Origin of the sequence: Treponema sp. C6A8 (genome assembly GCF_000619925.1) — a bacterium.
GTDB lineage: Bacteria > Spirochaetota > Spirochaetia > Treponematales > Treponemataceae > Treponema_D.
Map to the genome: position 1 here is coordinate 69,628 of NZ_JHVB01000010.1, position 21,482 is coordinate 91,109.

At 41.9% G+C, this 21,482-nt stretch carries 16 protein-coding genes; 10 read left to right on the forward strand and 6 right to left on the reverse strand.

Going from position 1 to position 21,482, the window contains the following annotated elements:
* Positions 1-57 precede the first annotated feature (57 nt).
* The gene (locus tag T530_RS0109495) at positions 58-1,368 is read right to left on the reverse strand and encodes a carbamoyl phosphate synthase small subunit (protein WP_027728802.1); all 1,311 of its coding nucleotides are present in this window, start codon (positions 1,366-1,368) and stop codon (positions 58-60) included.
* A 412-nt stretch (positions 1,369-1,780) separates the two neighbouring features.
* On the opposite strand from T530_RS0109495, the gene T530_RS0109500 reads away from it, so the two are divergent.
* The 3 genes from T530_RS0109500 (at position 1,781) to T530_RS0109510 (ending at position 5,113) form a co-directional block, all read left to right on the forward strand.
* Positions 1,781-2,557: an SDR family oxidoreductase gene (locus T530_RS0109500; RefSeq protein ID WP_027728803.1), complete on the forward strand. Its 777-nt coding sequence runs from the start codon at positions 1,781-1,783 to the stop codon at positions 2,555-2,557.
* A gap of 281 nt (positions 2,558-2,838) precedes the next feature.
* Positions 2,839-3,882, forward strand: coding sequence for an extracellular solute-binding protein (locus T530_RS0109505; protein WP_027728804.1), 1,044 nt, complete (start codon positions 2,839-2,841; stop codon positions 3,880-3,882).
* 4 nt (positions 3,883-3,886) lie between these two features.
* The gene (locus T530_RS0109510) at positions 3,887-5,113 is read left to right on the forward strand and encodes a hypothetical protein (RefSeq protein WP_027728805.1); all 1,227 of its coding nucleotides are present in this window, start codon (positions 3,887-3,889) and stop codon (positions 5,111-5,113) included.
* Here T530_RS0109510 and T530_RS14095 read toward each other — a convergent pair.
* Both T530_RS14095 and T530_RS0109520 read right to left on the reverse strand, forming a co-directional pair.
* A complete protein-coding gene (locus T530_RS14095; protein ID WP_051537928.1) occupies positions 5,110-5,817 on the reverse strand; it encodes an MgtC/SapB family protein in 708 nt (235 codons plus the stop codon). The two genes, T530_RS0109510 and T530_RS14095, sit on opposite strands and share 4 nt — an antisense overlap.
* A gap of 15 nt (positions 5,818-5,832) precedes the next feature.
* Positions 5,833-6,516, reverse strand: coding sequence for a hypothetical protein (locus T530_RS0109520; protein ID WP_156011612.1), 684 nt, complete (start codon positions 6,514-6,516; stop codon positions 5,833-5,835).
* Between the two features lie 57 nt (positions 6,517-6,573).
* Between T530_RS0109520 and T530_RS0109525 the strand changes: the two genes are divergently transcribed.
* The 7 genes from T530_RS0109525 to T530_RS14815 all read left to right on the forward strand — a co-directional run bounded on the left by T530_RS0109525 (position 6,574) and on the right by T530_RS14815 (position 17,339).
* Complete coding sequence (locus T530_RS0109525) at positions 6,574-7,809, forward strand: dicarboxylate/amino acid:cation symporter (protein WP_027728808.1); 1,236 nt, start codon at positions 6,574-6,576, stop codon at positions 7,807-7,809.
* A gap of 66 nt (positions 7,810-7,875) precedes the next feature.
* Positions 7,876-8,772, forward strand: a complete 897-nt coding sequence (locus T530_RS0109530) for a hypothetical protein (protein WP_009105289.1) — start codon at positions 7,876-7,878, stop codon at positions 8,770-8,772.
* Between the two features lie 49 nt (positions 8,773-8,821).
* Positions 8,822-11,239 carry a helix-hairpin-helix domain-containing protein gene (locus T530_RS14100; protein WP_038074333.1) on the forward strand — a complete coding sequence of 806 codons (2,418 nt, stop codon included), beginning with the start codon at positions 8,822-8,824 and terminating at the stop codon, positions 11,237-11,239.
* A gap of 198 nt (positions 11,240-11,437) precedes the next feature.
* A complete protein-coding gene (locus tag T530_RS0109540; protein ID WP_027728809.1) occupies positions 11,438-13,507 on the forward strand; it encodes a methyl-accepting chemotaxis protein in 2,070 nt (689 codons plus the stop codon).
* A 272-nt stretch (positions 13,508-13,779) separates the two neighbouring features.
* Positions 13,780-14,634: a sulfide/dihydroorotate dehydrogenase-like FAD/NAD-binding protein gene (locus tag T530_RS0109545; RefSeq protein ID WP_027728810.1), complete on the forward strand. Its 855-nt coding sequence runs from the start codon at positions 13,780-13,782 to the stop codon at positions 14,632-14,634.
* Between the two features lie 96 nt (positions 14,635-14,730).
* Positions 14,731-16,224, forward strand: a complete 1,494-nt coding sequence (gene gltA / locus T530_RS0109550) for an NADPH-dependent glutamate synthase (protein ID WP_051537929.1) — start codon at positions 14,731-14,733, stop codon at positions 16,222-16,224.
* A gap of 179 nt (positions 16,225-16,403) precedes the next feature.
* Positions 16,404-17,339 (forward strand): GerMN domain-containing protein, encoded by a 936-nt coding sequence (locus tag T530_RS14815; protein ID WP_051537930.1) that lies wholly within the window; start codon positions 16,404-16,406, stop codon positions 17,337-17,339.
* Between the two features lie 139 nt (positions 17,340-17,478).
* Here T530_RS14815 and T530_RS0109560 read toward each other — a convergent pair whose 3' ends face one another.
* The 3 genes from T530_RS0109560 to T530_RS0109570 form a co-directional block, all read right to left on the reverse strand.
* Positions 17,479-18,549: a hypothetical protein gene (locus T530_RS0109560; protein ID WP_027728812.1), complete on the reverse strand. Its 1,071-nt coding sequence runs from the start codon at positions 18,547-18,549 to the stop codon at positions 17,479-17,481.
* Positions 18,550-18,735: 186 nt separating this feature from the next.
* On the reverse strand, positions 18,736-20,550 hold the full coding sequence (locus T530_RS0109565; protein WP_027728813.1) for a proline--tRNA ligase: 1,815 nt from the start codon (positions 20,548-20,550) through the stop codon (positions 18,736-18,738).
* Between the two features lie 140 nt (positions 20,551-20,690).
* A complete protein-coding gene (locus tag T530_RS0109570; RefSeq protein ID WP_027728814.1) occupies positions 20,691-21,431 on the reverse strand; it encodes a hypothetical protein in 741 nt (246 codons plus the stop codon).
* Positions 21,432-21,482 lie beyond the last annotated feature (51 nt).

Below are 21,482 nucleotides of genomic sequence, written 5' to 3' on the forward strand. Positions count from 1 at the left end.
CCGCGGTGTTCTATAGCAAAGCGTTAAGAAAAATTGCGATGCAGCAATTTTTTAGCTTTACCTATTTTTTGTCTGTTTAATTGTCGAAGCAAAGTAAGCTATTGCATCCACGCGCTCGAACTCAGCCTTGAAGTTCTTAAAATACTCGTGATTGTTAATCAGCTTTACAAACTCGTCGAACAAAAAGCTTGTGTCCAGAGGACCCGAGCATGCTTCCGGATGGAACTGCACGCTGAAGGCCGGTGTATTTGTGTAAACAAGCCCCTCGCAGGTTCCGTCGTTTGTGTTTACAAAGCTCAAAACTGCGCCTGCCGGCAAAGTTTCATTTTTTACAGCATAGCCGTGGTTCTGGCTTGAAATGTAAACGCGACCGGTTTTAAGGTATTTTACCGGCTGGTTTGCACCGCGGTGACCGTATTTAAGCTTCATTGTTTCGGCGCCACTTGCCAGTGCTAAAAGCTGGTGGCCAAGACAGATTCCAAAAATCGGAATACCGGTTTTCAAAAGTTTTTTAATTTCTTCTATAATAGTAACGTTTTCTGCAGGGTCTCCGGGACCGTTACTCAGCATAATTCCATCAGGATTAAGGGCCTGAATCTGCTGGGCATTGTAGCTGGCAGGAACTGTAATAACTTCAAGACCGCGCTTCAAAAGCTCACGGCGGATATTTGCCTTTGCACCAAAGTCCCAGAGAACAACTTTTTTGCCCTTTCCGTCTTTCATGGCTAGTTCAGGATCATTGATTTTAGTTCCGTCAGCCTTAACAGGTACAAAGCGGTATTTTGCAGATTCACTGAAAACCACGTCAGCTGGCTCTTCAACACCTGTAGCACTTCCTGTTACCGAAGCAACTGCATTTACAATTGAGTAATCCTTGATTTTTTTGAGGAGTTCAGCTTTTTTACCTTCATCTTCCAGGGCTGCAAATGCTTCCTTTGCTTCTGCGCTGTCGCCGCTAATAAGCATACCGTTCATAACGCCGGTTTCACGCAGAATCTTTGTGAGTTTTCTTGTATCAATATCATAAAGACCAATGATATTCTGAGCCTTGAGGTAAGAGTTAAGGTCTCCGCCGCAGCGGAAGTTAGAAGGAGTCTGGCACCATTCGCGGACAATATAGCCGCGAAGATTGCATTTAGCGCTTTCGTAATCTTTTGCAATATCGCCGTAGTTTCCAATCAACGGAAAAGTCTGAGTTACAATCTGACCGTAATAGCTTGGATCTGTAAGTGTTTCAAGATAGCCGTTCATACCGGTAGTAAAAACTGTTTCTCCGATAACACAGCCTTCTGCTCCAAAACTTTTTCCTTCAAAAACCATGCCGTTTGCCAGCAGCAGAACAGCTTTTTTTTCGCATCCCTTTTCCACAATCTACCTCACTTTTTCCAAAAATCGCCCGAAAGCAGCTCTTTCAGCCCTTCAGACTTAAAAAAAAGCTGAACTCGAAAAAATCGAATTCAGCTTTGTAAAATTCAAAAATAATAATAGAAAAAATAGCCGTCGCAACAAAGTGTGTGTTTCAGTAAGTTTTGTTTCGCCAGATTTTTCATACTGAGACCTCATTATAAAGGAATATTAAAACTTATTCTACCAGTTTGTCCAAAAAAAGCGGGCCCCAGCGACGGCGAAAAATGAGGTCTCAACCCGTCTGCGGTCCCCCCTCATTTTCCGCCTGCGTCCCACTTTTTTTGGACACTTTTGCATTGACAAGTAAAAATTACTTTACTAATTTAATTATAGAAGTATTTTATAAGAGCAAATCTTTTTTTCGAGGTACTATATGTCTAAAAATTATTTTGATTTAAGTGGTCAGGTTGCGATTGTAACCGGATGTTCAACAGGTCTTGGTGTTCAGATGGCTAAGGCTCTTGCTAATCAGGGTGCAAAAATTGTTGCAATTGCCCGCCGCAAGGAAAAGATTGATGCTGTTGCTAAGGAAATTGCAGATACTTATAAAGTAGAAACTCTTGCAATTCCATGTGACATCACAGATACAGAAAAGGTAAACGCTGCCGTAGATGAAGTTATGAAAAAATTCGGCCGCATTGATATCGTAATCAACAATGCGGGAACTGGTGCTGTTGCCCCTGCAGAAGATATTACAGATGAGCAGTTCAACGGTGAACTTAACGTAGATCTGGGAGGAACCTTCAAGGTTGCCCGTGCTGTTGCTAAAAAAGCAATGATTCCTGCAAAATATGGCCGTATCATCAACATAGCTTCTATGTACGGTCTGGTTGGAAACAAGGTTGCTCCATGCTCTCCTTACCATGCCGCAAAGGGTGGTGTTGTAAACCTTACCCGCGGTCTTGCTTCTGAATGGGGAAAGTACGGCATTAACGTAAACGCAATCTGCCCGGGTTATTTCTACAGCCCACTTACAAAGGAAACTCTTGATTCAGATTTCTTCCAGCAGAATGCCCAGACAATGATTCCTCTTTCCCGCTACGGAAACGAAGGTGAGCTTGATACAGCCGCAATATTCCTTGCAAGCCCAGCCTCAAGCTACGTAACAGGTGTAATCTTGCCGGTAGATGGCGGTTACACAAGTATGTAAAATTGGCGCAAGGGAGCAGAGTAGGGGGCAAAAACACTCTGATTGTTGTGACCGCGAAAGCGGTCAATTTTATGGTTTCTTTGCAACAATCAGCGTGTAGCGCATTATTGCGCGGTTTTGCTCCCTGCTCTGTGACCGGAAGCCAATTTTACATAATATTGTAACAAACACTTCTTTCGTGCTAAAATTGCATATTCTAAAGCGGGTCTAACAGGCCTGCCAAATTTTGGGGTATAACCAACAATAACAATTTTAGGACGTACGCGTCCGGGAGTCTTCAATTGAAAACTTTCTACAAATCACTTTTGGCTGTAACATTCGCAGCTTCCCTTCTGTCGCTTTTTTCTTGCTCTAAGAAAAAAACTCTCTACCTTTACAACTGGACTTATTACACTCCTGATGAAGTAATTGCAAAATTCGAAGAAGAATTTAACTGCAAGGTAAAACTTGACGTTTATGCAACTTGTGATGAGATGTATGCAAAACTTAAAGCTGGTGCTAAAGGCTATGACCTTGTAATTCCTTCAAATGACTTTGTTTCTATCATGTTGAAACAGGGAATGATTCAGGAACTCGATCAGTCAAAATTCACAAACCGCGATAAAATCAATCCGGTTGTTACAGAAAAACTTACTTTTGACCCGGAAATGAAATACTGCGTACCTTACGCTTTCAGTGCAACTGGCGTAATGGTAAATAAAAATAAAGTTACAGGTGACTATCCACGCGATTACAGCATTTTTGAAGATGCCCGCTTTGCAGGCCACGCAACTATGATGGATGAAATGCGCGAAGTTCTCGGCTGTGCCCTTGTTCACCTCGGTTATGATTTGAACAGCCTTAATGATGCAGAACTTGCAGAAGCTGAAGACCTTGTAAAAAACAAGTGGAGTCCTAACCTTGTAAAATTCGATGCTGAAGGTTTTGGTAAATCTTTCGCAAACGGTGACTTCTGGCTCTGTCAGGGTTACCCTGAAATCGTTTACGGCGAAGTAGACGAAAGCCTTTGGGAAGATACAATTGAATTCTTTATTCCGCCGGAGGGTGGTCCTGCAACAATGGACTGTATGGTAATCCTTAAGGATGCGCCAAATCCAGAACTTGCTAATGAGTTCATCAACTTTATTCACCGCCCTGAAATGTATGCAATCTTCATCGATACTTTCCGCTATCCATGTATCGTAAACACAGAAGCTTTGCAGTACACAACAAAACCTTCTATGTATCCACCAGAGCAGGCAAATACCTGTACTCTTAAAGAAGATCTTGGTGATAACGTAGAAAAATTCTACAACATCTGGCAGCGAGTACGTTTTACTGACTAATAATATGAATAAAAAAGTAGTCTTAATTACTATTTTTTCACTTCTTTTTCTTGTGGCGCTTTCTTTCCTTTTTATCAGGCAAAGAAAGTCTGCCGCACAGCAAAACGTAAACGTTGCTTTCTATAATATTCCGGAAAAACAGGCAAAGGTTCTTGAAGACAACATCAAAAAAGCTGAAATCGGAAGGGTAACTTTCAAGACAGTTTCTTTTGATGATTTGAAAAAGGATAAGGCCGCCAAATCATACGACCTTGTTTTTACTTACGACGGCCTTGCCTCAGAAGCTATCAAGGCAAAAGCTGCCAATATTCCTTCCAAACTTTTTAATTATCTTCCGACATCTTTGCGCCGTCAGAACGAGCCAAATGATCGCAAGTCTATTCCGATCATTCTCGATCATTTTGAATTTTCATACAGCAAACTGGTTGAATCAAAAATCGCGATGGAAAATCCTCAGACTTTTGACGAAATGCTGACCTACCTTGAAAAAGCCAAGAAATATACTTTTACTCCGTTTTTTACTAACGGCGGTGATGATGAGATTTTGCTTGGTTTGATTTCTGCAATTATCGAAGCAAAAGGCGGCTATAAGGCTTACAGCACTTTTGTAGAAGCCCTTAAAAAATCGCCTTCTGCCGAAAAGCTTATGACTCTAAAACTTGCTGATGCAGGGCTAAAAGGGGCTTCCGGGGCAGGGGAAGAGCTGACCCTCCAGTCTGTTCTGGATCTTTTCAGAAGCTGGCAGGAAAACGGCATTGTTCATCCTAACTGGTTCCATGCAAAATACCGTGATATCCTTGCCTTTGTAGAAGACGGCCAGGTTGCCCTTCTTTTTACAAAACTTTCAGTTCACAGAAATATTCCATATAAACTTATCCGTGATTTTTCTACCGAAAGAGTTCCTGTTCTTTCAGGTCAGGTAGATCACGCTCTTATTGCGCCATCGCTTTGCGCAATCAAGCTTTCAAAAAAGAATGTAAATGATAAGGTTATTCAGAAACTTTTGACAGAAGACATTCAGTCTGCTCTTTCTATGGGAAGCCAGCTGGCGCCGGTTGCCCTTCGTGGTGAAAGTTTTGACGTTCAGGCTGATGATGTGCGCTTTTTTGCGGCAAGCTGCCGTTATGGTGCCCGAGCTGATGCTCTTTCTTCGGCCTTTATGCCTGAGTCAGAAGCAGCAAAGAAATTCTGTGATGAAATCCGCCGCTATCTGACAACAGGAAGATTTTAGTCTATATCGCCCTGGGTTATGCTGAAGGCCCGTACATTTTTGATCTGGCGGATTTTCTGAGAAAAATCTGAAAAATCAAATTTGTTGGGCTTATAAACCTTATAGGCGATAGAAACAGTTTTTCCTTCAATGTTGTAATTGTAGTTTTTATCTGCAAGCTTTAATTTACATCTCTTAAAGATAACTTCAATTTCACTTTCATCAACGTTATCATCAGAAAAATCAATTTTTACAAGCTTTGCTGTCTCTGGCGGGAATAAAACGTATTCCAGTCTTTCAATCAAAGTCATAACGATAAGGCAGAGGGCCAGGGTAATGAAAACCGGAATGTAAAGTCCGTCGGCACAGGCAAGACCAAGGGCACTTGCCATAAAAATAATCGCTGCGGTAGTAAGACCGTGAATGTTAAAACCCTGGTGAACAATTACGCCGGCGCCTAAAAATCCGATTCCGCTTACAACTCCGGCTGCAATACGGGTTGTATCACCGGTCATAATTCCCTGTTTTGCCATGGTAATGGAAGTTATACCAAAAAGGCAGGAAGAAAGGCTGAGAAAAACAAGGGTTCTGATTCCCACCGGATGCTTTTTGATTTTGCGTTCAAGTCCAAGGCAGAAGCCGCAGAAAACGCTCAAAAAAGCCCGCATCAAAAAAATCACGATTGTGTGGTTGAATAATGTGTCCTGTAAATGGAAATCAATCATAGCTGTCTATGCCCCCTATTTGAAAAATGGAAATCCGGCTCCAAGTTTTGCTCCGGCCTTGTTCCATGCCGTCGCCTGCTTTACAGATTGCTTTTTATCTGAAATGTCGCCTAAAGCCTTGGCAGCCCACTCTCCAAGCGCTGCTTCCCCTGCCAACGCTTCGGTGAGGGCGCTGCTTTTTGCAAGGAAAACCCTCAGGTAATCGCGGTCACTTACATTCTGGGCAAAGTTTTCTGCCAGCTGGCAAAAAGCTGCCTCTGCAATCTTAACGATTCCGCTTGTCTGTTCCGGCCTGAGATTTTTTACAATAAAACCAGCGCAAAGTTTGCTTCCTTTCTGCTCAGCGCGTCTCAAAAGTTCAGCTGTAATATAGAGGAAAGGTGTAATCATTGTGTCGATTGCTGTAGAAATCTCGTCCGTGCTGTTATCCAGAAATCTGCTGGAAAGGTAGTCAGCGTCAAAATAAAAAATTACGTTTTCGATTGTTTCAAGCCTGGTTTCAGCCTTAATTAAAAGTGAATGAGCCGAAATTGCCGAAGCCTTGTTCCAGGATGCAGTAAAAATCCTTTCGTTTAAGTCTCCGCTGTCTGTATTTGAATCTGACTCAGCGCAAAAAACCTGGTTTTCCGCTCCTGCCAGTCCCTTGGCAAAATCATAGCCCTCGGGAATATCTTTTCCAATAAGTAACATTTTAGCCATGTTTTGATTATACATCACAAATTGCCGATTATCTACTTTCTATGCTATAATTAAAATATGAAACTTTGGATAAAATACTTACTTGCAATTTTACTTGGCATTCTTGCTGCCATTCTGCTTCCGGTTAATAACCCGGCTATTTCTTCTTTTATAAATTTTGTAACTGAATTATTCGTTCGTATCGGCCGCTATCTTGTAGTGCCTCTAGTTTTTTCAACAGCAATCGTTTCTGTAAACAAGCTTCGTTCTTCAAAGCTCTTTTTTAAGACTGTTCGCTGGACTGCAATCGTAATCCTCTGTTCAACCTTCATTATGACAATCGTGGGAATGCTATCAATTCTGATTGTAAAGCTCCCTCGAATTCCTATCACAGTTGATACAAGTTCAGATTTCTTTAAGCTTGATATTGCAAGCCTGATTTTATCCCTCTTCCCGACATCAGCTTTTGCGGCCCTCACAGAAGGTTCCTTCCTTTTGGTAAGCTTTATTTTTGCCGTTTTGATAGGATTTGAAAGCGCAACAGCCGTAGATACTCCGCTATTTAAACCCGTTTATCAGCTTTTCGACTCACTTTCTAAACTTTTCTATAATATTGCTCAGTTCATCACAGAAATCATGGCCTTTATGATGGTGATGATTATGACAAAGTGGTTTGTTGAATTCCGTACAATCATCTTCTCAGGAATTTACACACCAATGCTGATTATGTTTATAGTAGACTTTGTGATTGTTGCAGGAATTATCTATCCTGTGATTATCCGCTATATCTGTCACGACCCATATCCTTATCGCGTTTTGTATGCTTCAATTGCGCCTGCTCTGCTTTCCTTCATTGGTGGCGACGCTAACCTTGCTTTGCCTCTTACAATCCGCCACGGAAAAGAAAGTCTTGGAATTCGCCGCCGTACTTCGGGCTTTACCTTCCCGATTTTTTCGATTTTCTCCCGCGGTGGTTCGGCTCTGGTAAGCGTAATCAGTTTTATCGTAATCTGGCGTTCATATTCCAGCCTGAATATTCCTCTTGGTGATATTCTCTGGATTTTCGGATTTTCTTTTGTATTCTCATTCCTGCTTGGCGGACTTCCTTCTGGCTGCGCCTTTGTTCTTGTAACAATCTTGTGCCAGAATTATGCCCGCGGTTTTGAAACAAGCTTCCTTTTACTCAAGCCTGCATCCCTTATAATCTGTTCATTCTCTATGCTTTTTGATACTGTTACCGCCATGTACGGAAGCTATCTGATTGCCGTAAAGAATAAAACAATCGAGCATCATAAGGCTCAGCATTTTATTTAATTTGCTTCGGAAAATTCTTGTGGTTTTGCGATTTAGTGTTATAATTTAATGACATAGGAGAAGATTTTGGGCATTTCAATCAAAGAGATAGTCGCAGGCCGCAAGACATTTTTTATTACACCAGATACCTCGCTTATCCCGGAAGTTTTTCTGGAAGATTATTTTGCCCTAGGTTATGAGTGCTATTTTATTGAGTACGACAAGCGAATCAGTCTGAAAAAGAAAATAGACATTCTGATTTCGATTTTTCACGACGTAATTATCTTCTTTAATATCGATTATAACATTCCTGATGTAGAATGGCCTCTTTTCATTAAACGTATTACCGAACAGTACAGAAATCAGGCTTGTATTGGCGTTCTTTATACAAAACGCCAGTCTAAAGATGAAAAAACAAAGCTTGAATATAAATATCTCTACGAAATCGGACTTGCCTGTGGTTGTATTCAGCTTGAATATCAGAAAAAATCTAACTTCGGCATTATCGAAAAGATTTTGTATGCAAACCAGGCTCAGGGACGCCGTAAGAACATTCGTGCCCTCTGTACTAAGGCCTGTACTTTCTCCTGCACTGTAAACAACCAGACTCACAACGGTGTTTTGCAGGATATAAGTCTTTCTCATTTCTCTTTTGTATTCCCGGAAGGACGTCTTTCTGTTCAGATGTACGAAAAGATTTCCGACTTCCACTTTAATATCCGCGGCTTTATGTTCCGTTCTGATGCAGTTTTGATTATGCAGCGTCCCGTAAATGGTGAAGAGCTTTATGTATTCGCATTTGTTTCTTCTACCGGCGCAAACGGTCTTGATCAGCGTATCAAACAGCTTTTGGTTCCAAACATCTATCAGCTTATGAACGCAAACTGCAAGAACCTTCTCAACCAGATTTACAACAAGTTCAGCATTGAAGGTCTGGACGCAGAAGTTGAAGAATTGAACGACATCGAAGAAGACAGGATTTAGTCTTTTTCATATTCCTCAAAAGTCAAAATTCCGTTAAACTTCCTCTACTATGGAATTTACACAAGAATCAATCGACGCACTCGTTGTTAACGAAGTGGAAATCATGAAAAAAATTGCAACGGAGCTCAACATCCGCGTGCAGCAGGTAAGCGCTGTAATCAGCCTGATTAATGAAGACTGTACAATCGCCTTCATCAGCCGCTACCGCAAAGACAAAACTGACAATCTGGACGAAGTTCAGGTTCGCGACTGCGACCACCTTTTCAAATCATATAAAAATCTTGAAGAACGCCGCCTTGAAATTGTAAAGGGCATTTTTGCTCAGGGAAAACTCACAGAATCACTTTACAATGCAGTAATGAGCGCAACAACTCTTACAGCTCTGGAAGACCTCTGGGCTCCATTCAAGAAAAAGAAGAAGACCCGCGGTATGGTTGCCCAGGAAAAAGGACTGGAACCTCTTGCAGACTTTATCCTTGCAGAAAACGACGATGCAGCATGCGAAAAAGAAGCTGAAAAATTCATCAAAACTGATAATGAAGATGCCGCTCTTAATGTTGAAACTGCCGCTGACGCCCTTGCCGGTGCCCAGGACATTATTGCTGAGCGCGTAAGCCAGGAAACAAAGAACCGTGAAGCAATCCACGACCTTTACCTTGCTACAGGAAATATCGTAACAAAGGGGATTGTTCCAGACGGACAGGACGCTGAACAGGCAGAAAAAACTTCTACCTACCAGATGTACTGGGACTACTCAGAGCCTCTTAATCAGGTTAAACCTCACCGCATTCTTGCTATTAACCGAGGTGAACGTGAGGGCGCTCTTGAAGTTACAATCGACATTGATGTTGATGCGGCAGTTGCTGATCTTCAGAAAAAAGCCGCAATCCACAATCACTATCATAAAGACGCAATTGAAGACGGTGTTGTTCGTTTGCTCAGCCCTGCTGTTGTTCGTGAAATCCGCAGTGACGAAGCTGATGATGCAGATGACCACGGAATTGGAATCTTCAGTGAAAACCTTAAAAACCTTTTGATGCAGCAGCCAATTAAGGGAAGCCGCGTACTTGGTGTTGACCCAGGTTACCGCAACGGTACAAAGTGTGCCGCCCTTGATGAAACAGGAAAATATCTTGGCTTCTTTAAGATTTTCCAGGAGCAGGATCCACAGGGTGCCTACGACGCAATCAACGACGCAATCGATAAGTATGACATTCAGGTTCTGGCTGTTGGAAACGGAACTGGTTCTCAGGAAGTTCAGGCTATCGTAAGTAAGGTTATCAGCGAAAACTACAAGGACAGCGATGTTGAATTTACTGTTGTTGATGAATCTGGTGCTTCGGTTTACTCTGCAAGCCCTGTTGCAACAGAAGAATTCCCAGACCTTGACGTAATGGTTCGCGGTGCTATTTCTATGGGTCGCCGTCTTCAGGACCCTCTTGCTGAGCTTGTAAAAATTGACCCTAAGGCAATTGGCGTTGGTCTTTACCAGCACGATGTAAACCAGAAAAAGCTTGCCGAGCAGCTTGATGAAGTTGTAGGCTCGGTTGTAAACCAGGTTGGCGTAAACCTGAACACCGCTTCTTACATGCTTTTGAAGTACGTTTCTGGTATTAATGTAAGTACTGCTAAAAAAATCGTTGCTTACCGCGATGCTAACGGAAAAATTACAAGCCGCGAAGATTTGAAAAAGGTTCCTGGTCTTGGTCCAAAGGCCTTTGAACAGTGTGCCGGCTTCCTTAAGATTGCAGAAAGCTCTGACCCTCTTGATAACACCTGGGTTCACCCGGAAAACTATGATGTTGCCCGTGAAGTTTACGATGCAGTTAAAAAAGGTGAAAAAATCTCTAACGAAACCCGCAAGGCACTCTGCGAAAAATATAATATCGGTGAAACAACAATTAATGACATTATTGATGAGCTTCAGAAGCCTAATCGCGACCCTCGTGACGGCTATCCAGCCCCTATCATGCAGAAGGGCGTTCTGCAGTTTGAAGATTTGAAGGAAGGCATGAAGGTTACCGGTAAAATCCGTAACGTAGTAGACTTTGGTGCCTTTGTTGATATCGGTCTTCATGAAACAGGTCTTGTTCACGTAAGTGAGCTTTCCGACAACTTTGTAAGCGACCCAATGGAAGTTGTAAAAGTTGGCGATGTATTTGAGTTTACAATCATTCAGCTTGATAAAGACAGGCGCCGAATCGGTCTTTCTTTGAAGAGCGACGCTGCAAGCCGAATCGGGCAGGGCGGCGGAATGGGAAGAGGCACAAAGCCTGCTTCTACAGGAGCTGCCGGCGACGGTAAAAAGCGCGTAGTTGTTGTAAAAAAGGCTGGAAGCGGATCTGCAGGAAACGCAAATGCTAACCGGGGCGGCAACAATAACCGCAACGGTGGCCGCGGTAACTACAATTCCGGCAGCGATGACGGCATGAGCTACAATCCATTTGCAGCTTTCTTTAATAAATAAGAGAGCAGGCGTTGCGGGCGGCGATTGAGCCCGCAGAGAGGGTAGCGCACAACGAAGTGTGCGCGCAGGGGGAGACTTCCCCCTCTTTTTTTCTTCATCGGCACCCGAATTCTTCACTAAAATTTTACAAGTGGGGAATTCGGGTGTATCATTTTAAATGATATAACATTATTTTCTATAATATGAGGTAAACTTTACATGAAGAAAATTCGCGCAAAATTGCTGCTTGGCTACATGTTTGTTGTTATCTTTTCTATTCTTTTGATTTCCGTACCTATTCTGGTAACTCAGGTTAGTGAAATTAAGGGAAATCTTAACGCTATAGCCAAATCGCAGATGCAGGCAGCTACACTTTCTATTGATTCCTTTTTGTCAAAACCGGCTGACATTGTAAAGGCAGCTGCAAAGTATGTGGAACGGGCTCCTCTTGAGCAGAAGCAGACAGAAAAGGACTTCCTTGACATGATAAAGGGGGATCCTTCGCTTTATTGTCTTTACTATGCTGATGCTGTTCCTATGAACCGTGGCGGCCGCTTTATTTCCAGCGATAACTGGGTTCCTGATGAGAATTACAATAAAGAAGGCCGTGACTGGTATGATGATGCCGTAAAATCGGGGGATGTAATTTATACTGAGCCTTATGTTGATGAAACTACAGGCTCTCTTGTTTCCTCTGTTTCTTATGCATCACGAACCGGCGGATATGTTCGCGGTGTTCTTGGTATTGATATCATGCTGGATACCCTTCATTCGATGATTGGTAACCTTAAAATTTCAGACGGTGGTTTGTCTTTCCTTATTGATAAAAACGGAAATTACCTTACCAATGAAGATACCAAAAAAATCATGAACGCAAACTTCTTTGATGATTACAAGGATATTGCAGGTCATAAGGCCCGCCTTGGTGATTCCTTCCTGGATCTCAATACAAAGGGCTGGTATTTTGCCTGTGCTCCTATTGCTAAATCAAACGGCTGGGTTTTTGTAACGGTCGGCCGCTCAAGTGAAATTTTCAAGGCATTTGTTCAGAACGTTACGACAATTGTTGTAATGGCTGTAATTGCCCTTGTTGTTTCAATTATTATTGCCTTTATTTTTGCAACAAAGATTGTAAATCCTATCAAAACTGTAGATACAACCGTAAATCAGATTGCTTCGGGCAATGCAGATTTGACCCAGCGTCTTAAGGTTGACAGTAATGATGAAATCGGAAGCCTTGAAACCGGCTTTAACAAGTTCGTAGAAAAGCTTCAGGATATTATTTCTCAGATTCAGTGCTCTAAGGATAACCTTAATGACGTTAAGGAAAGCCTTGGTGCCAGCGTTCATGATGCTTCAAGCTCTATTACGGAAATTCTTTCTAATATAGAAAGCGTTGGAACTCAGGTTCAGAATCAGGTAAATGCGGTAAGTCAGACTTCTGCGGCTGTTGCCGAAATTGCAGAAAACATCAACAGTCTTGAAAACATGATTGAAAAACAGGCGAGTGGTGTTTCTACTGCAAGCTCTGCGGTTGAAGAAATGGTAGGAAACATTAATTCCGTAAATCAGTCGGTAGAAAAGATGGCTCATTCTTTTGAAGCTCTGGAGGAAAACTCAAGAGAGGGAATTGAACAGCAGCAGTTTGTTAACCGTCAGGTTTCTGAAGTTGCTGAGCAGTCTAAGACCCTGCAGGATGCCAACCATGCTATTGCAAGCATTGCCAGCCAGACTAACCTCCTTGCCATGAACGCGGCAATTGAAGCGGCTCATGCCGGTGAAGCAGGAAAGGGCTTTGCGGTTGTTGCTGATGAAATCCGTAAGCTTTCTGAAACTTCATCTGAGCAGTCAAAGAGAATTGGTGCGGAACTTCACAAGATTGTTGAAACAATTAACAGTGTTGTAGAAGCTTCCCAGAAGACTTCTGAAAGCTTTGCCCAGGTTTCTGAGCTGATTGGTGCAACCGACGAGCTTGTACGCCACATCCGCTCGGCAATGGAAGAACAGAATGAAGGTTCTAAGCAGATTCTTGATTCTATCAAGATTATGAATGATAACACCTTTGAAGTTAAAAATGCTTCGCATGAAATGAAGGAAGGAAACCAGATGATTCTTGGTGAGGTTCAGAACCTGCAGAATACAACACTTGTCATTAAGGACAGTATGCAGGAAATGTCTGCCGGAGCCAAGAGCATGAATCAGACAAGTGCGGCCCTTTCTGAAATTTCAAGTCAGGTCAGCGATTCTATTAAGAAAATCGGTGAGGAAATCGATCAGTTTACGGTTTAACAGAATTTTCCGTCTAAAAAAATTGTTAGAATTGTAATTATAAGCTATACTTACTGTATCAGGCGGTGGGTATAGCTTTTATTTTTGGAGAATATTATTTAGCCGGAACTGGAATAGGCGGCCTTTTTGCTGTAAAGATATGATATTAATTCGTTTTTGCTGCAAAATTTAATAATACTAAATAATTTTACTCTTATTAAATTACTCAAACTAATGACATTTTGCCTTTTTTATGTCAAAATGGGATTAAAGTTTTTAATAAGAGGCTCTACATGTTCAAAATTATCGAAAAACGTCAGTTGTCTCAGGACGTAAATTACATGAAAATCGAAGCTCCCGAGATTGCACGTAACAGAAAAGCCGGACAGTTTGTAATTGTTCAGGTTGAAGAAGAATTCGGTGAGCGAATTCCTCTTACAATTGCAGATGCAAATGCTAAAGAAGGCTGGATTGCCTTGGTTTTCCAGGCAGTTGGAAAAACTTCTTATCTTCTTTCCCTCAAAAATGTTGGTGACGAACTTCCTGCTGTACTCGGCCCGCTGGGAAATCCTTCAATTATTGAAAAGAAAGACGGTCCTGTTATGATTGTTGGCGGCGGTTTTGGTGTTGCCCCTTGTTATCCAATCGTTCAGGCTCACAAGGCAGCCGGAAACAAAGTAATTATGGTTATCTGTGCCCGCAACAAAGATCTTTTGATTTTTGTTGATGAAATGAAGGCTATTGCTGATGAAGTTATCATTATGACTGATGACGGTTCTGCCGGACGTCAGGGGGTATCTACAGTTCCTGTAAAGGAAGCCTGCGAAAGCCAGACTCCACCTGCAGAAGTAATCGCAATCGGACCTCCGGTTATGATGAAGTTCGTTTCCCTTACAACTAAAGAATACAATGTTCCGACTACAGTTTCTTTGAATACAATCATGATTGACGGAACCGGTATGTGCGGCGGCTGTCGTGTAAGTGTTGGTGGACAGACAAAGTTTGTTTGTGTTGATGGTCCGGAGTTTGATGCTCACCAGGTTGACTGGGATAATATGGCCCTTCGTATGAAGTCTTTCAAGGCCCGCGAACAGGAAGATTATCACAAGTGTAAGATGATGGCTCAGGCTGATGCACTTGCAAAATAATTTGCAAAGGTCGTAAGGCTCTGATACACGTGAGAGAACCGTACCTTTGCTTAACTTCCGCTTCGCGGAAGTTGTACAATCGATTTGGAGAATAGTATGACAAACGAACAATTGGCAGAAAATGCCGTAAAAGAATATAACAAAATCAAGGATTTGCTTGCCGCTAACGGTGGAAAACTTACTGCAAAGGACCGCAATGCAATTCCTCAGATGGAAATGCCTTCACGCGATCCTAAAAAGCGTGCCCGCGAAATGGGTGAAGTAGCCCTTGGCTACACAAAGGAAATGGCAGTTGTTGAAGCTAACCGCTGTCTTCAGTGTGCAAAGCCTTTCTGTATGGAAGGCTGCCCTGTAAACATCAATATTCCGGCTTTTATCAAGGAAATTGCAAACGAAAACTTCAAGGGTGCTGTTGATATCATTAAGCAGACATCCCTTCTTCCTGCAATCTGCGGACGTGTTTGTCCTCAGGAAAAACAGTGTCAGGGAAAATGTACTGTAGGTAAAGTTTTCAAGAGTGCAGAAAAGGCTGTTTCTATCGGTCGTCTTGAACGCTTTGTTGCTGACTGGGAACGCGAAAATGGTAAGGTTGCTCTTCCGGAATGTGCTCCTGCTACAGGAAAGAAGGTTGCAATTATTGGTGCCGGTCCTGCAGGTCTTACAGTTGCTGCTGACTGTGCCCGCGCTGGTCACGAAGTTACAGTATTTGAAGCCTTCCACAAAGCCGGCGGTGTAATGATGTACGGTATTCCTGAATTCCGTCTTCCAAAAGCAATCGTTCAGGCAGAAATCGACAATCTTAAGAAAATCGGCGTAAAGTTCGAATTGAACTTCCTTGTTGGCCGTACAAATACTCTGGAACAGATTCTTACAGAAAAAGGCTTTGATGCCGCTTTCGTAGGAACAGGTGCCGGACTTCCTAAGTTCCTCAACATTCCGGGCGAAAACCTGATTGGTGTATTCTCTGCTAACGAATATCTTACCCGCGCTAACCTTATGAAGGGTTATGACAAAGAGCACGCCGCAACTCCGGTTTACGAAGCTAAACACGTTGTAGTTTGTGGTGCCGGAAACGTTGCAATGGATGCTGCCCGTATGGCTCTCCGCCTTGGTGCAGAAACAGTTGATGTTGTTTACCGCCGTACCCGCAACGAAATGCCAGCCCGTCTGGAAGAAATTGCTCACGCAGAAGAAGAAGGAATTAAGTTCCGCTTCCTTGAAAATCCTGTTGAAGTTCTTGGAAACGAAGAAGGAAAGGTTCGTGGTGTACGCTGCCTTTCTTATGAACTTGGTGAACCAGATGCTTCTGGTCGCCGCTCTCCTGTTGCAATTCCAGGCAGTGAACATGACGTTGAATGTGATGCTATGATTGTTGCTCTTGGTAACGGTTCAAACCCACTTCTTGTAAAAACAACACCAGGTTTGAATGCAGACAAAAAAGGCCACATCACAGTTGATGAAAAGCAGGCTACTTCCCACACAAAAGTTTGGGCCGGTGGAGACATCGTACTTGGTGCCGCAACCGTTATCTTAGCGATGGGTGAAGGAAGAAAAGCTGCTGAAGCAATTAATGAGTATCTTGCTGGTTAATTTTTCGAAAAAGAAAATGTAAGTCTAGTTCAAAAAATGAAGCTGTGGGACGCAGGCGGAAATTAGGGGGGAACCCGTGAGGGGGTGGTACCCTGATTTACGCCGTCGCTGGGACCCGCAGCTTTGTTTTTTGTGGTAGATATAAACTTTCAATTTTATATTCCGATAATATAAGTACTATGCTTACACACAAGAACGACAAATCAAAATCAAAAAATAACAAAAAAAAACAGGCTAACCTTTTTGGTGCTGCTTGTCTTGCCCTTGGGCTTTTAATAATAGCCATTGCCTTTCTTGTAAAGAAAGATCAGATATCAAATAATCTTAAAGAAACCGCTTTTTTTGACCGCGTTTTTGGAAATACACCGACTTTTATCAGTGAGCAGGAAGGAAAAACAAAGCCTTCTGCATCAAAAGATGGTGATACTGTAATTCTGAACCTTCGCGGTGATTCAAGTTCGGAAGGCGGAGACGGTTCTGCAGAAGAACAGACTAAGCCTGAAGCCGAAAATAACGATTCAACAATTACAATCAATGAGCTTAAGGGTGAAAGTGAAAACCTTGATTATAACCGCCCGGCTGTAGAAGAAGAGTATACTGAGCCTGAAGTGACAAAAAAAGAAGAAATTGCGAAAAAGCCTGAAGAGCCTAAGAAGGTTGAAAGTAAAACACCTGCGCCAAAGCCTGTAACAAAAACAGAACTTCAGCTTTGCTTTACAGTTATTGATGCAGACGGAAGCGTCGTTCGCAAAATGATTAAGCGTTCGGTTCCAAAAAATGATTCACCTCTTACAACTGCAATAAATCTTCTTCTTGCAGGACCAGATTACTCAAATGCTGCAGAAAGAAACCTTACAAGTTTTATTCCAAAGGGAACAAAACTTCTTGGCGCCCGTGTAAGTAACGGCGTTGCTTATCTTAATTTCAGTGATAATTTTGAATTCAATCAGGAAGGTACTGTAGGACAGATTAATCAGCTGATGCAGGTTGTCTACACAGCTACTAACTTTTCTACAGTCAGCAGCGTGCAGTTCCTTATTAATGGGCAGAAAAAACAATTCTTGGGTGAAGAAGGAATTAGAATAGACACGCCTTTAAGCAAATCTAGTTTCTAGAAAAGCTGACAATTGTAAGATAAAAAAAAGTGGGACGCAGGCGGAAAGTAAGGCAAAACGCGACGGTATAAAGCGTTTTGCCCGTGAGGGGGTGATACCTTGATTTACGCCGTCGCTGGGACCCGCTTTTTTTTTTGCTTTAATTTTTGTAAGATTTAATTATTTTTTCAAAATACCCCTGATTTGCCTTATAGGCGTTCTCGTAGGTTGCGATTGAAAAATAATCCAGATTCTTATTCTTTTCATTCTTGCAGAGCAGCTTTGTATTGCAAATCATGCGGTTTGAGTTTGTCTGAGCGGTTTTTGAAACAATTTTGATTTTTCCGTCCTTGATAAAATACTCAGTTGCATTGAAAACTGTATAGGACTCCTTGGCACTCAAAAGAAGTTTTCTGATAATAAAGCAGTTATTCTTGGCCTTATCATCATAAAAATTCGGAATTGATGAAAGGGCGATTAATGAATCTTCATTCAAAGTCCAGAAGTTTTCCAGCTGCTGATTCCAGCTTTTATCAAGCGTAAGCTGCTGGTTCTGGAAAGTAACATTGAGGGCCTTAGCCTTGCTGTAGGTTTTTACCTTCTTTTCATCGGTTCTGCAGATAGCTTCAAATCCCTTAAAATCATCAAAAGTAGGATCGTTTGTATCTTTAATCTGACCGATTGTAACACAGTCAAATACTTTGTTGCCATTTGTGTCTTCAATTGAACGGATATTGAAAAGAGGTACGATGCAGTCATAGACAACCTTTACGTTTCCGCCGAATTGAACAAAGTCTGTGAAAAAGCTTTCTTCCTGCTGATTTTGAAAATTAATTACAGGGCGGTGAGAACGGCGTGATGAAAATTCGTAAAGCAAATCGTGCAGGTAGTTTACAATCTGAGCGTCATCACTTGCCGGATCCGGGCTGATGCTTGTAAGAATTCGTTCTCCAGTCATGTCCCAGTGGTCAGCCTCTGGATTTACAGAAATAAGAAGGTTGATTTCCTTTTCAGGTAAGAACTTTGCTTCATCTTTTGGAGCATAATAGCGAATCTGGAAAGTTTCGTCATCATAATAAAGGATTCCCACGTAGCTTACGCGTTCAAAAGATTTATCCTGATAGTAAACAAATTCACCAGAGGTATCAGGAATATAGGATTCAAAAACAGGCATTGAAAAAAGTCCTGCACATAAAATAAAGGTAAAAAATGAAGATAATAATTTTTTCATAAAAGAGCCCTATAAAGTAAAACTGGCGCGAAGGAGTGGAGCGTGGGGCAAAAACACTCTGATTGTTGTGACCGCGAAAGCGGTCAATTTTATAGTTTCTTTGCAACAATCAGCGTGTAGCGCGATATCGCGCGGTTTTGTCACATGCTCCGCGACTGGGAGCCAGTTTTACATAATAGATTAATTTTAAAAATTATTTAATTTATTAAGTTCGTCGCGTACATAATCAGCGGCTTTTTTAGCAGCTTCTGTTGCAGGAACCATTTCAGCGGCTTCTGCTGTACGGATTTTGAACTCAACGTTAGGAAGGTTCTTGTCACCAACAATAATGCGAACCGGGTAACCGATAAGTTCAGAGTCTGTGAACTTAACACCTGGACGCTCGTTGCGGTCATCAAGAATAACTTCTATGCCGGCTTTTGTAAGCTCATCGTAAAGCTTGTCTGCAACTTCCTGCATCTGTCCCTTGTACTGAATAGGAATAATTGCAACCTGATATGGAGCAACGCTCATTGGCCAACAGATACCTTTTTCATCGTTGTGACCTTCGATGATACTTGCAAGAGTACGGTCAACACCAATTCCGTAACATCCCATAAGAGGTGTAACTGGTTTTCCGTTTTCTGCAAGGTATGTTACGTTCATTGATTTTGTATATTTTGTTCCAAGCTTGAAGATATGTCCAAGCTCGTTACCTTTTTTCATGTAGAAAGTTCCGCCACAGTCTGGACACTTGTCGCCTTCTTTACAAGTGCGAACATCTGCTGTAATGAAAGCTGTAAAGTCACGGCCTGGTTCAACATGCTGAATGTGATAGCCTGCTTTTCCGGCGCCAGTGATACAGTCGTGCATATCAACAGTAGATTTATCTGCAATTACAGGGATTTTGATTCCAACTGGACCAACAAATCCGTGTGGAGCACCTGAATATTTAAGAACATCTTCGTCACTTGCAAGTTCTGCGCCGCTTGCTTTAAGTTCTGCAGCAAGTTTAGCTTCGTTTACTTCCAGATCACCGCGGATAATTACGCATACAAAGCTTTCTGGAATGTAAGTCTGTCCGCCTTCTGTAACAGTTTCTGCATTCTTGTAGAATTCGTGTTTTGTAAGGCCAACAGCGCTGTTGTAAACCTTGTAAACAAGTGATTTCAAGAAAGTTGTAGGTTTTGCGTTGAAGAATTTTTCCATGTCTTCAATGCTGAAAACGTTTGGAGTTGCAACTTCTTCATATGGAAGGTCTGTTTTTACCTGTGGCTTTCCTTCGTTGTTCAAAGGAACTTCTGTTGCGCAAGCAGCTTTTTCTACATTTGCGGCATAATCGCAGTTAGGACACAAAAGCAAAGTATCATCACCAACTGGGCTTTCTACCATGAACTCTTCTGAACCTGAACCACCCATAGAACCTGTATCAGCCTTTACGCTGATTGTGTTAAGTCCCATGCGCTTGAAGATGCGGCGGTAAGCAGCTGCAACATTGTCGTAAGATGCGTTTAAATCTTTTTCATCTTTATCAAAAGAGTAAGCATCCATCATAGTGAATTCGCGGCCGCGCATTACACCGTAGCGGGGGCGGATTTCATCACGATATTTTGTATTTATCTGATAGAGAGTGAATGGAAGCTGCTTGTAAGAAGAAAGGCCGTCGCGTACAATGGCTGTAAAAGCTTCCTCGGCTGTTGGAGAAACAACCATATCCTGACCCTGGCGGTTCTGAGCAGTAAGCATTTCTCCACTCATTTTATCCCAGCGGCCAGATTCGCGCCATAAGTCACCTGGCTGAATTACTGTAGGTTTAATTTCCAAAAGACCAGCATTATCAAGTTCTTCGCGGATAATTTTCTGAACCTTCATTAAAGAACGGTAGCCGAGCGGCATATAAACATAAAGACCGTTTCCAAGTTTTCTGATAAGACCAGAGCGCATCATAAGCTGATGGCTTGCAATTACTGCGTCATTTGGAGCTTCGCGCAGTGTTGAGATAATAGTTCTACTTGCTTTCATAGTAATTATTCTATTGAAAAATGCACTTAATTACAATCTAGGGAGATTTTAGTTGAAAAACGTTGCAACAACTTGCGCTTGCGCAAGTTATAGACGGTTCCAGGCACCGCATACCTGTAGTGTGGATTACGACCGTCGTCTTATTTCTTCAGTACGCACACAATCTTTTCTGAATCAGCTGTGAGAGGATTCATCTTGTAGTCTGCGTAGAAATTAAATGATGAAAATCCTAATTCCTTAGCGAACTTCTGGAAAGATTCAAGGCTGATAGGAGTAATAGGTTCGTCTTTTACTTCATCAATGATTTTTCCGTTTGAAGTTTCAACCTGCTGGTTCAAAAGGTAAGTTACATTTTCCTTATCCTTTGTAATCCATGAATGCAGGGTTGCGCGGGAAGAAGTTTTTTTCGGAAGCTGGATTTCATCATTAGAGAAATCGAATTTCGTAAAGTTAATCAAATCAAAAATCAGATAGCCGCCGTCTGTAAGCATAGCTTTAGCGTCCATCATCAGTTTTGAAATGTAAATTTTGTCGCGCATAAAAACAACACGGTAATCACCAAAGTAAATGATATTATAGAAATTTTTTCCCAGGTAACGGCCAATGTCCTGAGGGAAAAGGTTAAATGATTTAATTTTTGGTTCTGAGTTTGCGCTTTTTATCTTAATTAAATCAATAAATTCCTTAAAAGAATCTGTAGCAGTAACGTCAAAATTGTGCATCAGGAGTTCTTGAGCAAGCGATGCAGTACCACATTCAAGGCTTACAAATTTGACAGGGGAAGAAAATTCCTTGCCTATTTTATCAAAAAAATCAATCTGTGAGTCTGCAATCGGAAAGAGTTCACCGTAATTTTCAAGCCATTTTTTTATATAAATCATATACAATTTATTATAAAACAAATTACAGTAAATTCAAGATATAAAAAGTTG

Excerpts from the sequence above, each read along its gene's own strand:
- T530_RS0109520 (WP_156011612.1), bottom strand. The coding sequence starts at position 6,516 with ATGGCTAAAATGTTACTTATTGGAAAAGATATTCCCGAGGGCTATGAT.
- T530_RS0109560 (WP_027728812.1), bottom strand. The coding sequence starts at position 18,549 with ATGAAAAAATTATTATCTTCATTTTTTACCTTTATTTTATGTGCAGGA.
- T530_RS14095 (WP_051537928.1), bottom strand. The coding sequence starts at position 5,817 with ATGATTGATTTCCATTTACAGGACACATTATTCAACCACACAATCGTG.
- T530_RS0109510 (WP_027728805.1), top strand. The coding sequence starts at position 3,887 with ATGAATAAAAAAGTAGTCTTAATTACTATTTTTTCACTTCTTTTTCTT.
- gltA (WP_051537929.1), top strand. The coding sequence starts at position 14,731 with ATGACAAACGAACAATTGGCAGAAAATGCCGTAAAAGAATATAACAAA.
- T530_RS0109540 (WP_027728809.1), top strand. The coding sequence starts at position 11,438 with ATGAAGAAAATTCGCGCAAAATTGCTGCTTGGCTACATGTTTGTTGTT.
- T530_RS0109565 (WP_027728813.1), bottom strand. The coding sequence starts at position 20,550 with ATGAAAGCAAGTAGAACTATTATCTCAACACTGCGCGAAGCTCCAAAT.
- T530_RS0109525 (WP_027728808.1), top strand. The coding sequence starts at position 6,574 with ATGAAACTTTGGATAAAATACTTACTTGCAATTTTACTTGGCATTCTT.
- T530_RS0109570 (WP_027728814.1), bottom strand. The coding sequence starts at position 21,431 with ATGATTTATATAAAAAAATGGCTTGAAAATTACGGTGAACTCTTTCCG.
- T530_RS0109545 (WP_027728810.1), top strand. The coding sequence starts at position 13,780 with ATGTTCAAAATTATCGAAAAACGTCAGTTGTCTCAGGACGTAAATTAC.
- T530_RS0109500 (WP_027728803.1), top strand. The coding sequence starts at position 1,781 with ATGTCTAAAAATTATTTTGATTTAAGTGGTCAGGTTGCGATTGTAACC.
- T530_RS14100 (WP_038074333.1), top strand. The coding sequence starts at position 8,822 with ATGGAATTTACACAAGAATCAATCGACGCACTCGTTGTTAACGAAGTG.
- T530_RS14815 (WP_051537930.1), top strand. The coding sequence starts at position 16,404 with ATGCTTACACACAAGAACGACAAATCAAAATCAAAAAATAACAAAAAA.